We start from the raw sequence: 13,888 nt of genomic DNA on the forward strand, positions 1-13,888 counted from the left end.
GTCCAGAACACCGGATCGCCCGGCGGGACGAGCGCGCCCTCCGCGCCCGCGAGGCCCGAGAACAGCACCGCGCTGACCAGAGCCTGGACGGCGAGCGCCTCGGGCAGGGCGGCGGCGGGCCGGGCGCGCCGCTCCAGGAGGGTCGCGCCGACGAGGGAGAGCATCGCCGCGAACGGCAGCAGGTACGCCCAGACCGGGGCGCCGCCGCGCACGTCGCCGCCGACGACGAGCGCGACCCCGGCGAGCCCGGCGGCGAACCCGCCGAACTGCCGCCGGGTGATCGTCTCGCCGAGGACGGGGACGGCGAGCGTGACGGCGACGAGCGGCTGCAACGCGGTGACCAGGTTGTTGATCCCGGCGACGACGCCGTGCTCGGCGGCGAGGAAGACGCCGTAGAGGTATCCGCCCTGCGCGAGCGTCCCGATGACGACGTGCAGGATCAGGTCGCGGCGCGGGATCCGGCGCCGCCGCCAGGCCAGCCACCCCCCGAGGACGGCCGCGGCGATGATGAACCGCCAGGCCAGCAGGGCGCTCGCGGGCGCGCCGCGGGTGCCGAGTTCCGCGCCGATGAATCCGGAGCTCCAGGTGACGACGAACGCGGCGCCCAGCAGGGCGTCCAGGCGGCGGCTGTCCACGGCACTCCCTCAGGTATACATACCGGTATAGCCATAGAGTACCTATACTGGTATGTATACTGGCGGTGTAGTCATGAGGAGGGAGGCGCCATGGCCGCCCACGGCGACCGGCCGCTCACGCCCGCGGGACGGCGGGTGCTCCAGGTAGCGAGCCAGCTGTTCTACGAGCGCGGCATCGGCTCCGTCGGCATGGAGCTGATCGCCACCGAGGCCGGGGTCACAAAGAAGACCGTCTACGACCGGTTCGGCTCCAAGGACGCGCTGATCCTCGCCTACCTGCGCACCCGCGACGAACGCTGGCGCGACTTCATCACCGCGCGGCTCGCCGCCGTCCCCGACGGCGCCCGCGACCGCGTCCTCGCCACGTTCGACGCCCTCGGCGAATGGTTGAGCACGGAGTGCGGGCGGGGATGCTCGATGGTCAACGCCTGCGCGGAGCTGCCCTTCCCGTCCCACCCGGTGCACGCGGCGGCCGCCGAGCAGAAGGGCTGGGTGCGGGACCTCTACGCGGAGCTGACCGGCGACGGCACGCTCGCGGACCAGCTGCTCATCATCCACGAGGGCGCGGTCGTCGCGTACAGCGTCGGCGGGATCCGGAACGCCGCCGCCACCGCCCGCGCGACCGCCGACGCCATCCTCCCCCGGTAGCGGGCGAGATCAGCGGCGGCGCTTGAACATGTTGATCATGCCGCGGAGGGCGCGCTCGTCCAGGGAGCCGAACGGGTTGTCGTGGACGAGGTACGTCCACGTCGCCGACGGGCGCTGAAGGCCAGCGGCGTCGAGGTCGATGCCGCCCTCCTCGGACGCCGTGAGGGCCTCGAATGCCGCGATCGATCGTTTCCGCACGTCCCCGAGAAGGCGCTTGCCCGCCGGGACGGCCTCCCGGTTGAACTCGATCAGCGGGTCGAGCCCGCGGCCCAGCGACCGCAGATGGATGCCCTCGCGCAGGTCGGCGAGGTAGGCGAGGTGCTCGGACCAGCAGCGGTCCAGCTGGTACAGGACGATCTGCCGCGCGGCCGCCGCCACCGCGTCCGCACCAGCGATCTTGGTGAGCTCGGCGTGCCGGTCGGGGGCGTCCTCGGCCAAGGCCCGGTCGGCGGCGTCGCCGGTCAGCACGGCGTCGCGCTCGGCGAGGACCTCACGCCGCTGGAGCCCGATCAGGTGGTTGTAGCGCCAGGTGTTGCGGTGCAGTTCGAGGTCGACGCCCTCGGCGACGCGCTGCGCGTGCCCGACGATCCAGTGCGCGCCCTTGTCGGTGATGAGCCCGTCGTCGTCCGCGGACGCCTTGCTCTTCTCGTCCGGCGCGAAGCGGGTGACGAGGTCGTCCTGGAGGCTGGTGAAGAACACCGAGCCGCCGGGGTCGCCCTGCCGTCCCGCGCGGCCGCGGAGCTGGTCGTCCAGGCGGCTGCTGTGGTAGCGGCCCGTGCCGATGACGAGGAGGCCGCCCGCCTCGGCGACCCGGTCGTGGTCGGAGCCCTCGACGTCGGCCGGGGCCGTGCCGGGCGGCGTGGACGGGCTGCCGCCGAGCCGGATGTCGGTGCCCCGCCCCGCCATCTGCGTGGACACGGTGATCGCGCCGTGCGCCCCGGCCTCCGCGATGATCGCGGCCTCCTCGGCGTCGTTCTTGGCGTTGAGCACGACCCGGTCGAGCCCGGCCCGGGTGAGGCGGCGCGCGAGCCGTTCGGACTCGGCGACGTCGCCGGTCCCGACCAGCACCGGCCGCCCGGTGGCGTGCGCCGCCGCGATCTCCTCGACGATCGCGACCTCCTTGTCGGCGGTGGTCGCGTAGAGGCGGTCGGGCTCGTCGTCGCGGACGCAGGCCCGGTTCGGCGGGACGACGGCGATCTGCAGCGCGTAGAACTCGGTGAGCTGCGCCGCGACCGCCATCGCCGTCCCGGTCATGCCGCACCGCACGGGGTAGCGTCCGACCAGCTCCTGGACGGTGATCGAGTCGAGGATCTCGCCGCTCGGGGACGCCTCAAGCTCCTCCTTCGCCTCCACCGCGGCCTGGAGGCCGTCCGGCCAGCGCTGGAGCAGCGCCACCCGCCCGCGCGACTCGCTGATCAGCTTCACCTCGCCGTCGCGGACTAGGTAGTCCACGTCGCGGTGCAGCAGCACCTGGGCGTGCAGGGCGACGTTCACGGCGGTCAGGGTGTCGAGATGCTCGGACGCGTAGAGCTCCAGCCCGAGGACGCGTTCCACCTCGTTCGCCCCCGCCGGGGTGAGCTGGACGTTCCGCGCCTCGTCGTCGGTGGAGTAGTGCAGCCCGGGCCGCAGCCGGCGGACGAGATCGGCGTACCGGGGGTCGGCGGCGTCGAGGTCGGCGGCGCCCGCGAGGACGAGCGGCACCATCGCCTCGTCCACCAGCACCGAGTCGGCCTCGTCGATCAGCGCGACGGACGGCTCCGGCTGGACGACGTCGCCGGAGTCGGTGGCGAGCCGGTCCCGCAGGAGGTCGAACCCGATCTCGCTGACCGGCGCGTACGTCACGTCGGCCTGGTAGGCGGCCCGCCGCTCGTCCGGCGTCGACGACTGCCCGACCCACCCGACCGTCACCCCGAGCAGCGCGTACAGCGGCCCCATCCACTCGGCGTCGCGGCGCGCGAGGTAGTCGTTGACCGACATCACGTGGACCCGGCGGCCGCGGAGCGCGTACCCGGCGGCGGCCAGCGCGCCCGACAGGGTCTTGCCCTCGCCGGTGGCCATCTCGGCGACGTGCCCGGACAGCAGCGCGAGCGTCCCGACGAGCTGGACGTCGAACGGCCGCTCGCCGAGCGTCCGGCGCGCGGCCTCCCGGCCGAGGGCGCACAGTTCCGCCAGGTCCTCCTCCTCCCGGAGGACGGACGCGGCGGCGGTCAGCTCCTCGTCGGACAGCTCCCGGACGCGCTGCTCCCGCTCGCCGGCCTCGTCCACCAGGGCGCGGAACGGCGCGAGATCGACGCTGCCGGGCTTCTGGACGAGCCGCCGGAGCCGCTCACGCAGCGCCATGGCCACCCCTCGGTTCAACGATCACGGTTCCCCCAACGGGCTGGTGCGGGACTGGGTTCCCCACCATGATCCCAGGGCGGCCCCCATCCGTCCCAGGGTGTTCTCCCCACATGGTCTGACCTCGATTTCATTCCTTGGACGGATCCCCGGGGCCGTTCCGCTCTGGGAGGATGAGGACATCACGGGGTAGCGGCGGCGGGGGGAACGCCACCGCGGAAACAGGGTTCGCCATGACACCTACGGCACGCAAGGCGGCGGCGCTCCGGCGCAGGCGCCAGATCATCAGTCAGACCGTCATCGACCGGGCGCTGAACGACCCGCGGCGCCACCAGGAACAGGCCGCCGCGGCCACCGCCAAGTAAGAACGAGAACGCTTCGATGAGCGCCTCCGCCGCCCGGCGGAGGCGCTTTCGCCTTTCCGGGGTCTCGCCCCGCTGGGAGGCCCGCTCTAGGAGACCCCGGCCGCGGAGAAGACGTCGTCGCGGGCCTTCACCAGGGCGGCGTGGAGGGCACCGCGCAGGACGGGGTTGCCGTCCACCTCGGTCACGGCGACGGCGGGACGGGTCGGGCTGATCCGGCCGACGATCTCCTCGATGCGGGTGGCGAGGGGAAGGCCCCCGGCCCGCCCGAGGCCGCCCGACAGCACCACCAGCCCCGGGTCCAGGACGATGTTGACCGAGGTCACGCCGTAGGAGATGCGGCGGGCGAGGTCGTCGAGGAACGGGCCGCCGCCACGGGCCTCGTCGGCGGCGGCCGCGCGGACGCAGTCCACCGCGGTCTTCTCGGCGACGCCGTACTCGTGCGCGAGGGCCCGGACCGCGTCCGCGCCGACGAGCGCGCCGTAGCCGCCGGCGAGGGTCGGGATGCCCCAGGTCGTCGACTCGGTGACGCCCTCGTCCGCCGGGACCCGCCGGGCGGTGCCGAGCGGCAGCGGCGCGCCGGGGACGGGCAGGTAGCCGATCTCGCCCGCGCCGCCCGACCGGCCGCGGTGCAGCCGGCCGCCGAGCATCACCGACAGGCCCATGCCGCGGTCCAGCCACATGAGCGCGAAGTCGTCGGAGCCGCGCGCGGCGCCGTAGGCCCGTTCGGCGATGGCGGCGAGGTTGACGTCGTTCTCGATCGTCACGGGACGGCGCAGGTCGGTCCGCAGCGCGGCGAGGACGCCCTCGTGCCAGGACGGCAGGTCGAAGGAGAACTGCACGTCGCCGGACTGCGGGTCGACCACGCCCGGCGTGCCGATCACGAACGCGCTCAGCCTGGACAGCGCGACCTTGGCCGAGCGGCACGCCTTCACAACGGCGGCGTGCACCATGCGGACGGGCTCGTCCGCGCCGTTCGGGTCGACGGTGACCTGGGCGACGAGGTGCCCGGTGATGTCGGCGACGCCGGCGGTGACGCCGTCCGGTCCGACCTCCAGGCCCGCGACGTAGGCGCTGGACGGGACGACGGCGTACAGCGCCGCGTTCGGCCCCCGTCCCCCGGCCTGCGATCCGACGACCGAGACGAGCCCGCGGTCCTCCAGTCTCGACAGCAGCTGAGACGCGGTTACCTTGGACAGCCCGGTGTGCTCACCGATCTGTGCGCGGGTCAGCGGGCCCTGCTGGACGAGCAGGTCCAGGGCCGCGCGATCGTTGAGCTCACGCAGGAGCCTCGGCGTCCCCGGGCGGTTGGCGACCATGCTGCTACCCCTCGATGTCTCAAGTGTCTCAATCCGCTAACGGCAGTTTTGTTTAGGAAAGTTTCTTGTTAGTTTACGCCCAAGCGTCGACCGTTCCGGTACCCCGGATCGGGGGCGCGCGCAGAGCGCGGACTGGCGAGCAGGGCGCCCGCGAGCGTTGCGAACGCGAGAGGGGCATGGCTGGGACCCTAAAGGGTCCCCATCTCCCCTCGCACCGCAGGCCACAAGGCCGCGCGAGGCGATGCCGGAAAGGATCCCCAGTGAAGTACATCAAGGTTGCGGCCGTCGCGGCCGCGATCGCCCTGGCCGCCACGGCCTGCGGCGACGACGGCGGCAGCGACGAGAAGGACGCGGGCAAGGACCCCGCGCAGCTCAAAGTCTGGATGATGGGCGAAGGAACCACGGAGCAGACGAAGTTCCTTGACGCCGTCGAGGCGGACTTCAAGACCAAGCACCCGAACACCGACGTGCAGATCAAGTACGTGCCCTGGGACCAGGTCGCGACCACGTTCCAGAAGGCGGCGGCCGGCGGCGAGGGCCCGGACGTCACCGAGCTGGGCAACACCGACGTCCAGTCCCACATCGAGCAGGGCAACCTCGCCGACATCAGCGACGAGTACGGGGACTGGGCCGACGGCAAGACGCTGAACAAGACCGCGCTCACCAACGACCAGGCGAGCGGCAAGACCTACGCGGTGCCGTGGTACGGCGGCGTCCGCGCCGTCTGGTACCGCACGGACCTGTTCCAGGAGCTGAGCATCCAGCAGCCGAAGAACTGGGCCGAGCTGACCGCCGCGGCGAAGAAGATCCAGGACTCCGGCAAGGCCGACGGCATCGGCGTGCCGAGCGACCAGACCAACGCGCTGCTCAGCTTCATCTGGGGCAACGGCGGCGAGGTCGCCGTCAAGGAGGGCGGCAAGTGGGCCGGCAAGCTCGACCAGCCGCAGGCCGTCGAGGCCGCGAAGTACTGGTCCGGCCTCGTCACCACCGACAAGGTGGCGCCCAAGAGCTACATCGGCAAGCACGAGCTGCAGGGCCCGCAGCGTGACTTCGCCCTCGGCAAGCTCGGCATGTACTTCGACGGCAGCTGGTCGCTGAAGGAGATGAAGAAGCTCGCCCCCAAGAACGCCGACAAGTGGGCCGTCTTCCCGATCCCGGCCAAGGCCGGTGGGAACGCTCCGGTCATGGCCGGCGGCTCCGACCTGGCCGTCTGGGCCGACACCAAGGCCAAGGCCGCGTCCTTCGACTACATCACGGTGCTGAACAACGCCAAGAACGCCAAGGCGTGGGCCGACTACAGCGGGTTCTCGTCCATGCGCTCGGACGTGAAGTTCTCCGACCCCAAGCTCGCGATCTTCACCGACATCGCCGCCAACACCAAGTTCCCGCCGATCAGCGCCGGCTGGGGCGAGTTCGAGCAGGCCAAGAAGGTCCTGCCGAACGCGATCAAGGCGATGATGCAGGGCAAGGCGGCCGAAGAGGAGATGAAGAAGGCGAACGAACAGGCCAACACCCTGCTGAACGCTTCGTAGTCCCCGGCTGATCGGAACGTCCATGCTCGACACCGCACCGGCGGTGCGGAGAGCGCCCGGCCGGAGATCGTCCGGCCGGGCGCGCGCCCGCCGCGGGCCCCGCCTCGGGCCCTACCTGCTGATCGCGCCGACCGTCGTCGTGATCGCCGTCCTGATGTTCTGGCCCATGATCCAGATCGGGATCATGTCGTTCCAGAAGGTCGGCAACCGCCAGCTGCGCGGTGAGCCGGCCGAGCAGGTCGGCACCGAGAACTTCAGAACGATCCTCAACGACCCGTTCTTCTGGCAGACCTTCCGGCACACCGTGCTGTTCGCCGTCGTCGCGGTGTCGCTGACCCTGGTCGTCGGGACGCTCGTCGGGCTGCTGCTCAGCAAGCTCGGCAGGAAGATGTCGTCCTTCGTCGCGGGCGGCGTCATGGTCGCCTGGGCCACCCCGCCGGTCACCGCGGCGATCATCTTCACCTGGCTGTTCGGCACGACGGGCGGGCTCGTCAACTGGACGCTCGACCTGCTGCCGAACTTCCTCGTCGGCGGCGGCTGGGCGGACTACAACTGGTTCGCCAAGCCGCTGTCCACCTACACCGTCCTCACCGTCTGCGTCGTCTGGCAGGCGTGCCCCTTCGTCGCCGTGTCCGTGCTGGCCGGCCTGAAGAGCATCCCCGGCGAGCTGTACGAGGCCGCCAGGGTGGACGGATCCGGCCCGTGGCGGACGTTCTGGAGCCTCACCTACCCGATGCTCAAGCCGATCTTCCTCGTGCTGGTCGTCATGTCGATCATCTGGGACTTCAAGGTCTTCACACAGCTGTTCATCATGTCCGGGACCGCGAACCGCGACGCGTTCAACCTGTCGCTCTACGGCTACTCCGAGGCCTTCGGGTCGCTGAATCCGAAGCTCGGCATGGGCTCGGCGATCGCGCTGGTCCTCACGGTGATCCTGCTCATCGTCACCGCCCTCTACGTGCGGGTCATGGTGCGTCAGGGGGAGACGAAATGACCACCACGACAGTGAAGCGGCCGGGCGGCGCGCGGCGCCGTCCGTCGTCCAAGCGGCTGCGCCGGAGGATCCTGCTGAACGGGACGGGGATCCTGGTCTTCCTCCTCGCGGTCTTCCCCGTCTTCTGGATGGCGTCCACCGCGTTCAAGCCCAACGACGAGATCTTCAGCACCACGCCGAAGCCGCTGCCCTCGCACCCGACGCTGGACCACTTCGACGTCGTCCTCAACGGCGGCATCGCCGAGGTCACCTTCTGGGAGTACTTCCGCAACAGCGCGATCCTCGCGCTGATCACCGTCGTGGCGTCGAGCCTGCTCGCGCTGATGGCCGCGGTGGCCGTCGCACGGTTCCGCTTCCGGTTCCGCACCACCTTCCTGATCATGCTGCTGATCGTGCAGATGGTGCCGCTGGAGGCACTGGTCATCCCGCTGTTCCTCGACCTCAAGAAGCTCGACCTGCTGAACAGCCTGTCCGGCCTCGCCCTCGTCTACATCGGCTTCGCCGTGCCGTTCGCGATCTGGATGCTGCGGGGCTTCGTCGCCGCGGTGCCGCGCGAGCTGGAGGAGGCCGCCGCCATCGACGGGGCCGGGCCGATCCGGACGTTCTTCCGGGTCATGCTGCCGCTCGTCGCACCCGGTCTGGTCGCCACCAGCATCTTCTCGTTCATCACCGCCTGGAACGAGTTCATCTTCGCGTTCACGTTCATCGACGACCAGAACAAGTACACCCTCCCGATCATGCTGCAGTTCTTCTTCGGCCGCAGCGGCAACGCATGGGGGCCCATCATGGCAGCGTCGACGCTGCTCACCATTCCCGTCATCGTGTTCTTCCTGCTCGTCCAGCGCCGCATGGTGTCCGGCCTCACCGCCGGGGCGGTGAAGGGGTGACCACCGACGACATCGCGACCACGGCGGACATCGCCCGGCTGGCACGCGGCACCCTGCTCCCCTCCTTCCCCGGCCCGACCGCGCCGCGCTGGCTGCTGGACGAACTGGAGGCCGGCCTCGCCGGCGTCACCCTGTTCGCCCTCACCGGCAACGTGGAGAGCCCGGAGTCCCTGGCCGCGCTCACCACGCAGATGCGCAAGGCCGGCGACCCGTTCATCACGATCGACGAGGAGGGCGGCGACGTCACCCGCCTCGGCGGCCACCAGACCGGCAGCCCCTACCCGGGCAACGCGGCGCTCGGCGCCGTCGACGACCCGGAGCTGACCCGGCGGATCTACCGCTCGCTGGGCGCGGAGCTGGCCGAGGTCGGCGTCAACTTCAACTTCGCGCCGTCGGTGGACGTCAACACCGCCGACGACAACCCGGTGATCGGCACCCGCTCGTTCGGGTCCGACCCGGAGCTCGTCGCGCGGCACGCCGCCGCGTCCGTCACCGGCACGCAGGAGGCGGGCGTCGCGGCCTGCGCGAAGCACTTCCCCGGCCACGGCGCCACCGTGGACGACTCGCACCTGTCGATCCCGCTCGTCGACGCCGACCTGGAGCTGCTGGACCGGCGCGAGCTGGTCCCGTTCCGGGCGGCGATCGAGGCCGGCACCCGCGCGGTGATGACCGGGCATCTCAACCTGCCCACCATCACCCGCGGCGTGCCGGCGACCCTCTCCCCCGAGGCGATCACCGGGCTGCTCCGCGAGCACCTCGGGTACCAGGGGGTGATCGTCACCGACGCGCTCGACATGGAGGGCGCGAGCGGTGCGATCGGCATCCCCGAGGCGTCGGTGCGGGCGCTCATCGCGGGCGCCGACCTGCTGTGCCTCGGCCCGAGGGAGCACGCCGAGACCGTCTCGGCGACCCTCGCGGCGATCGGCGAGGCCGTCCGGACCGGACGGCTGTCGCCGGACCGGCTGCAGGCCGCGGCGGACCGCACCCGCCGCCTCAAGGAATGGCTCGCCGGACACTCCCCCGCCGTCGTCGACCGCGCCGCCGGGCTGGAGGCCGCGCGCCGCGCGATCCGCGTGTCGGGCTCGCTGCCCGGCTGGGACAGCGCGCCGCTCGTCGTGGAGACGGAGTCCACCGGCAACATCGCCATGGGCCCGACGCCGTGGGGCCTGAGCCCCTGGGCGCCCGACGCCGTGCAGACCGACGGATCGGACGGCGCGGAGGACCTGGTCCTGGACCGCGCCAAGGGCCGCGGCCTGATCGTCGTGCTCCGCGACGCGCACCGGCACGCCGGCCAGCGGGCGCTCACCACGGCGCTGCTGACGGCCCGTCCGGACACCGTCGTCGTGGAGATGGGCCTCCCGGTGTGGCGCCCGGGGTCCGCCGTCTACCTCGCCACCTACGGCGCCGCCGCCGCCAACGCCCAGGCCGTCGCGGAGCTCCTGGGGCTCTGCTGAGGCAGCCGTGCAGGTGAAGGCTCGTGGCGCGCCCGCCGGACGAATGAGCCCGGTTCCGGCGGGCGCGCCACGCCGCCGGTCCGAGTGGTGAGCCGACAAGGGATAATGGTCCTATGCGATTGTCCGCCCGGGTCGACTATGCGTTGCGCGCCGCCGCGGAGCTGGCGGTCGCCGGGAGCCACCCGGTGACCGCGGTACAGCTCGCGGAGGCCCAGCAGATCCCGCCCAAATTCCTGGAGAACATCCTCGGCCAGCTGCGCCGGTCCGGTCTCGTCCGGAGCCAGCGGGGACCCGAGGGCGGCTACTGGCTGGCACGTCCGGCCGACAAGATCTCCCTCGCCGACATCATCCGCGCCATCGACGGGCCGCTGCTCGGCGTGCGGGGCGAGCGCCCCGAGCACGTCGGGTACGCGGGGCCCGCGCGTTCCCTGCAGGACGTGTGGATCGCGCTGCGCGCCAGCGAGCGCTCCATCCTGGAGCAGGTCATGCTCTCGCACATCGCCGAGGGGAAGCTGCCCGAGCCCGTCCGGAAGCTGACCGACGACCCGGCCGCCTGGGAAAGCCCCTCGTTCCTCTGAGGCCCGTCCCATGCCGGAAGGCGATGTCGTCTGGCTGACCGCCCGGCGCCTGCGCGAGGCGCTCGCCGGGCGTCCGCTCGTGCGCTCCGACTTCCGCGTCCCCCGGTTCGCGACCGCCAACCTGCGCGGACGCGCCGTCCTGGACGCCGTGTCCCGCGGCAAGCATCTCCTCGTCCGCGTCGAGGGCGGGCTGACCGTCCACACCCATCTGCTGATGGAGGGACGCTGGCAGATCCGCCGCGCCGGGCCCGTGCCGCGCGACCACCGCGTCCGGCTCGTGCTGGCGAACGCGGAGTGGCAGGCGGTCGGCTTCTCCCTCGGCCTGGTGGAGCTGCTGCGCACCGCCGAGGAGGACGAGGCCGTCGGCCACCTGGGTCCCGACCTGCTCGACCCAGGCTGGGGCCCGGAGACGGCGGCGGACGCGGCCGCCCGGCTGGCGGACGAGCCCGACCGGCCGATCGGCGAGGCGCTGCTCGACCAGACCCGGCTCGCCGGGATCGGCAACGTCTACAAGGCCGAGATCCTGTTTCTGCGGGGCGTCCACCCGTGGACCTTGGTTCGGAACGTTCCCGACCTGATCGGCCTTGTGGAGCTCTCTCACAGGCTGCTGGACCTCAACAAGCAGCGGCACGGCCACATCACCACCGGCGACCTGGCCCGCGGCCGCGAGCACTGGGTCTACGCCCGCGCCGGACGCCCCTGCCGCCGCTGCGGCACGAGAATCGAGCGCGGCGACCAGCCGTCCCAGGGCGGCAAGCGCACCACCTACTGGTGCCCCCACTGCCAACCCGTCCCCGCCGTCTAGACGGCGTCCAGGGTCGACGCCCGCCCTGCACCCGGGTTGCGGGGGCGGGTCGCCGCCTGGGGTGGGGCGCTGGATCCCGCGCCCATATCGAGCATCCTCGGCGTGCGATCGTTCCAAGTCAATTCTCGGGTTTCCTTATTGATCTCCTAGGCATAGCTTGGGTACATGACGCTGGACGACCTGCGGGTCTTCGTGGCCGTGTGCGCGGCGGGCAATCTCAGCGCCGTGGCGCGCGACCTGTCGTGCAGCCAGTCGGCGGTCAGCCAGCACGTGAAGCGGCTTGAGCGGGAGACCGGGCTGGTACTGCTGGAACGGCGTCCGCGCGGGGTCGTGCCCACCCGGGCGGGACACGTCCTGCATCAGGCCGCGATGGAGGGGATCGCCGGGCTGGACGCGGCGCTGCGCCATCTCGACGACCTGCGCCGCGGAGTCGGCGGCACGGTCCGGATCGCGACGGGGGCGACCACCGTCCGGCACTTCATGGCGGCGGGCGTGGCCGCGTTCCGGGGCCGCCACCCGGAGGCGGCGCTTCAGTTCGAGACCGCGGGCTCCAGCCGCCGCTGCCTGGAGGCCGTCCGCTCGCACGCCGCCGACCTGGCGTGGGTGACGACCGGGCCGCCGCTGGAGGGCGTCGAGCAGCGCGCGTCCCGGGAGCTACCGTGGATGCTCGCCGTCCACGCCGATGATCCGCTGGCTCAGCGGACGTCGATCGCGCTGGAGGACCTGTCGGGCATCCGGCACATCGAGCTACCCGAGCACTCCACGTCCCGGCTCCATCTGGAGACGCACCTCGAACGGCACGGGGTGCGGCTGACGTCCACGACGAGCGTCGCCGACTGGGACACGGCGCTGCTGCTCGCCGAACTCGGCCTGGGCCACGCGATCCTGCCCGCGCTGCCGGGGTGGGGGCGCGGGAGCGGGGACGTCCGGCTCGTCCCCATCCCGGACCTCCCGCCGCTCACCGCGGGGTGGGCCGCCCGGCGGTGGGACGCGCTGAGCCCGCTGGCCGTCGAGTTCGCCGACACCGTCCTGGAGCATCTCCGGACGTGATCGGCGCACGCCCCACGCGGTGTCGTTCACGACCGCCGGGCGGCCGTTCCGACAAGAAACGGCCCCGGTCCTCGCCGGAACGGTCGGCGAGGGCCGGGGCCTCGTCGGCTCCGCGGCGGCGCGCCGGGGATCGCGGCGGCGCGCCGCGCCGGGCCGGCGCCTTCGGCGCCTGGACGCGTCAGGTCTGCGCCTGGAACATCCAGTGCTGCTTCTCCAGTTCGCGGGTGATGCCGATGAGCAGGTCCTGCGTCACCTGGTCGGGCTCGTCGGTGGCCGCGATGCGCTCGCGGAACCGCGCGATGATCTGCGCAAGGGTGTCGGTGACCGCGGCGACGACCTTGTCGTCGTCGAGGTAGCCGGCCTCCAGCTGCGGAAGTCTCGTCCGGTCGGCGACCGTGCGGACGCGGCCGTCCGGGTTCACGCCGATCGTCACGGCACGCTCGGCGACCTCGTCCTGACCGCTGCGGGCGAGCGCGACGACCTCGTCCAGGTGCTCGTGAACGACCTTGAAGTTGCGTCCGGTGAGGTTCCAGTGCGCCTGCTTGGCGACCAGGGAAAGATCTATGAGGTCGATGAGGGAGCCCTGCAGGGCGTCCCCCGCCACCTTCTGGGCCTCGTCACTGATCGGGCTCTTGACCGCCGCCATGGTGGGGCTCCTTCCGCGTCGTTACGGGTACCCGGTACAACTCGGGAATCTCCCCGCAAATGCCGCATTCATGCGTGAGACCGCGCACACCCGCGGCCTCGGGACGGAGCGCATGAACACTCGGTGAAGCACCCGGGAACAGCCGGCGAGCCCACGATGACGGGGCCCGCCGAGGACGGGTCAGGCCGCGACCATGTCGGCGCGGAACTCCCCCGTGATCTCTTCCGGCGTCTCCGGGATGCTCTCGGCGGAAATGCGCTCGTGCTCGGGCGGCGCGCCCGCCATGACGGGCTCGTGCTGCAGCTCGGCCAGGGCAAGCTGATCCGCCACGTCCCTCAGGACGTGCGACAGCGGCACGCCGAGCGCCTTGCAGATCGAGGACAGCAGTTCAGAAGATGCCTCTTTCTGCCCCCGTTCCACCTCGGACAGGTAGCCGAGTGACACCCGCGCCGCCGCGGACACCTCACGGAGGGTGCGTCCCTGGCGCAGCCGCAGCTGCCGCAGTACGTCACCGAGCAGCTGGCGAAGCAGGACCATCGTCTCGCTCCCTCCCTCAGTTCGGACCATCTGCCGGTTCCACCGTACCCGCCTTGACGGTGGCCATGGCAGACCGTTGAATTCGTGTTCGCTCGGAACGTAAC

At 71.8% G+C, this 13,888-nt stretch carries 14 protein-coding genes; 9 read left to right on the forward strand and 5 right to left on the reverse strand.

The window, feature by feature from the left end:
* Window positions 1–635, reverse strand: a 635-nt coding sequence (locus tag ACH34T_RS34895) for a DMT family transporter (protein WP_396025240.1), incomplete at its 3' end; no start/stop codon positions are given.
* Between the two features lie 90 nt (window positions 636–725).
* Here ACH34T_RS34895 and ACH34T_RS34900 point away from each other — a divergent pair.
* On the forward strand, window positions 726–1,283 hold the full coding sequence (locus tag ACH34T_RS34900; protein WP_396025241.1) for a TetR/AcrR family transcriptional regulator: 558 nt from the start codon (window positions 726–728) through the stop codon (window positions 1,281–1,283).
* Between the two features lie 9 nt (window positions 1,284–1,292).
* Here ACH34T_RS34900 and secA2 read toward each other — a convergent pair whose 3' ends face one another.
* Window positions 1,293–3,623, reverse strand: coding sequence for an accessory Sec system translocase SecA2 (secA2, locus tag ACH34T_RS34905; RefSeq protein ID WP_396025242.1), 2,331 nt, complete (start codon window positions 3,621–3,623; stop codon window positions 1,293–1,295).
* Window positions 3,624–3,853: 230 nt separating this feature from the next.
* On the opposite strand from secA2, the gene ACH34T_RS34910 reads away from it, so the two are divergent.
* The gene (locus ACH34T_RS34910) at window positions 3,854–3,985 is read left to right on the forward strand and encodes a hypothetical protein (RefSeq protein WP_396025243.1); all 132 of its coding nucleotides are present in this window, start codon (window positions 3,854–3,856) and stop codon (window positions 3,983–3,985) included.
* 86 nt (window positions 3,986–4,071) lie between these two features.
* On the opposite strand, the gene ACH34T_RS34915 is transcribed toward ACH34T_RS34910, so the two are convergent.
* The gene (locus ACH34T_RS34915; RefSeq protein ID WP_396025244.1) at window positions 4,072–5,301 is read right to left on the reverse strand and encodes an ROK family protein; all 1,230 of its coding nucleotides are present in this window, start codon (window positions 5,299–5,301) and stop codon (window positions 4,072–4,074) included.
* Window positions 5,302–5,561: 260 nt separating this feature from the next.
* Between ACH34T_RS34915 and ACH34T_RS34920 the strand changes: the two genes are divergently transcribed.
* The 7 genes from ACH34T_RS34920 to ACH34T_RS34950 all read left to right on the forward strand — a co-directional run bounded on the left by ACH34T_RS34920 (window position 5,562) and on the right by ACH34T_RS34950 (window position 12,601).
* Window positions 5,562–6,833, forward strand: coding sequence for an extracellular solute-binding protein (locus ACH34T_RS34920; RefSeq protein ID WP_396025245.1), 1,272 nt, complete (start codon window positions 5,562–5,564; stop codon window positions 6,831–6,833).
* A 22-nt stretch (window positions 6,834–6,855) separates the two neighbouring features.
* Window positions 6,856–7,827, forward strand: coding sequence for a carbohydrate ABC transporter permease (locus ACH34T_RS34925; RefSeq protein WP_396025246.1), 972 nt, complete (start codon window positions 6,856–6,858; stop codon window positions 7,825–7,827).
* Entirely contained in the window at window positions 7,824–8,714 is an 891-nt protein-coding gene (locus tag ACH34T_RS34930; protein WP_396025247.1) for a carbohydrate ABC transporter permease, read from the forward strand. The genes ACH34T_RS34925 and ACH34T_RS34930 overlap by 4 nt, the downstream gene beginning before the upstream one ends.
* Entirely contained in the window at window positions 8,711–10,168 is a 1,458-nt protein-coding gene (locus ACH34T_RS34935; protein ID WP_396025248.1) for a glycoside hydrolase family 3 protein, read from the forward strand. Before ACH34T_RS34930 ends, ACH34T_RS34935 begins: the two co-directional genes overlap by 4 nt.
* Window positions 10,169–10,281: 113 nt before the next feature.
* Window positions 10,282–10,746 (forward strand): RrF2 family transcriptional regulator, encoded by a 465-nt coding sequence (locus ACH34T_RS34940; RefSeq protein WP_396025249.1) that lies wholly within the window; start codon window positions 10,282–10,284, stop codon window positions 10,744–10,746.
* Window positions 10,747–10,756: 10 nt separating this feature from the next.
* Complete coding sequence (locus ACH34T_RS34945; protein WP_396025250.1) at window positions 10,757–11,551, forward strand: DNA-formamidopyrimidine glycosylase family protein; 795 nt, start codon at window positions 10,757–10,759, stop codon at window positions 11,549–11,551.
* 165 nt (window positions 11,552–11,716) lie between these two features.
* Complete coding sequence (locus ACH34T_RS34950; protein ID WP_396025251.1) at window positions 11,717–12,601, forward strand: LysR substrate-binding domain-containing protein; 885 nt, start codon at window positions 11,717–11,719, stop codon at window positions 12,599–12,601.
* Between the two features lie 178 nt (window positions 12,602–12,779).
* Here the strand turns inward: ACH34T_RS34950 and ACH34T_RS34955 are convergent, their stop codons facing one another.
* The gene (locus tag ACH34T_RS34955; protein WP_396025252.1) at window positions 12,780–13,247 is read right to left on the reverse strand and encodes a Dps family protein; all 468 of its coding nucleotides are present in this window, start codon (window positions 13,245–13,247) and stop codon (window positions 12,780–12,782) included.
* Between the two features lie 180 nt (window positions 13,248–13,427).
* Window positions 13,428–13,784: a helix-turn-helix domain-containing protein gene (locus ACH34T_RS34960; RefSeq protein ID WP_138649564.1), complete on the reverse strand. Its 357-nt coding sequence runs from the start codon at window positions 13,782–13,784 to the stop codon at window positions 13,428–13,430.
* Window positions 13,785–13,888 lie beyond the last annotated feature (104 nt).

Origin of the sequence: Actinomadura sp. 9N215, assembly GCF_044326345.1 — a bacterium.
Lineage (GTDB): Bacteria > Actinomycetota > Actinomycetes > Streptosporangiales > Streptosporangiaceae > Spirillospora.

Bases quoted from the DNA above. Each gene is read 5' to 3' on its own strand.
- ACH34T_RS34900 (WP_396025241.1), top strand. From the start codon at position 726: ATGGCCGCCCACGGCGACCGGCCGCTCACGCCCGCGGGACGGCGGGTG.
- secA2 (WP_396025242.1), bottom strand. From the start codon at position 3,623: ATGGCGCTGCGTGAGCGGCTCCGGCGGCTCGTCCAGAAGCCCGGCAGC.
- ACH34T_RS34910 (WP_396025243.1), top strand. From the start codon at position 3,854: ATGACACCTACGGCACGCAAGGCGGCGGCGCTCCGGCGCAGGCGCCAG.
- ACH34T_RS34915 (WP_396025244.1), bottom strand. From the start codon at position 5,301: ATGGTCGCCAACCGCCCGGGGACGCCGAGGCTCCTGCGTGAGCTCAAC.
- ACH34T_RS34925 (WP_396025246.1), top strand. From the start codon at position 6,856: ATGCTCGACACCGCACCGGCGGTGCGGAGAGCGCCCGGCCGGAGATCG.
- ACH34T_RS34930 (WP_396025247.1), top strand. From the start codon at position 7,824: ATGACCACCACGACAGTGAAGCGGCCGGGCGGCGCGCGGCGCCGTCCG.
- ACH34T_RS34940 (WP_396025249.1), top strand. From the start codon at position 10,282: ATGCGATTGTCCGCCCGGGTCGACTATGCGTTGCGCGCCGCCGCGGAG.
- ACH34T_RS34945 (WP_396025250.1), top strand. From the start codon at position 10,757: ATGCCGGAAGGCGATGTCGTCTGGCTGACCGCCCGGCGCCTGCGCGAG.
- ACH34T_RS34950 (WP_396025251.1), top strand. From the start codon at position 11,717: ATGACGCTGGACGACCTGCGGGTCTTCGTGGCCGTGTGCGCGGCGGGC.
- ACH34T_RS34955 (WP_396025252.1), bottom strand. From the start codon at position 13,247: ATGGCGGCGGTCAAGAGCCCGATCAGTGACGAGGCCCAGAAGGTGGCG.
- ACH34T_RS34960 (WP_138649564.1), bottom strand. From the start codon at position 13,784: ATGGTCCTGCTTCGCCAGCTGCTCGGTGACGTACTGCGGCAGCTGCGG.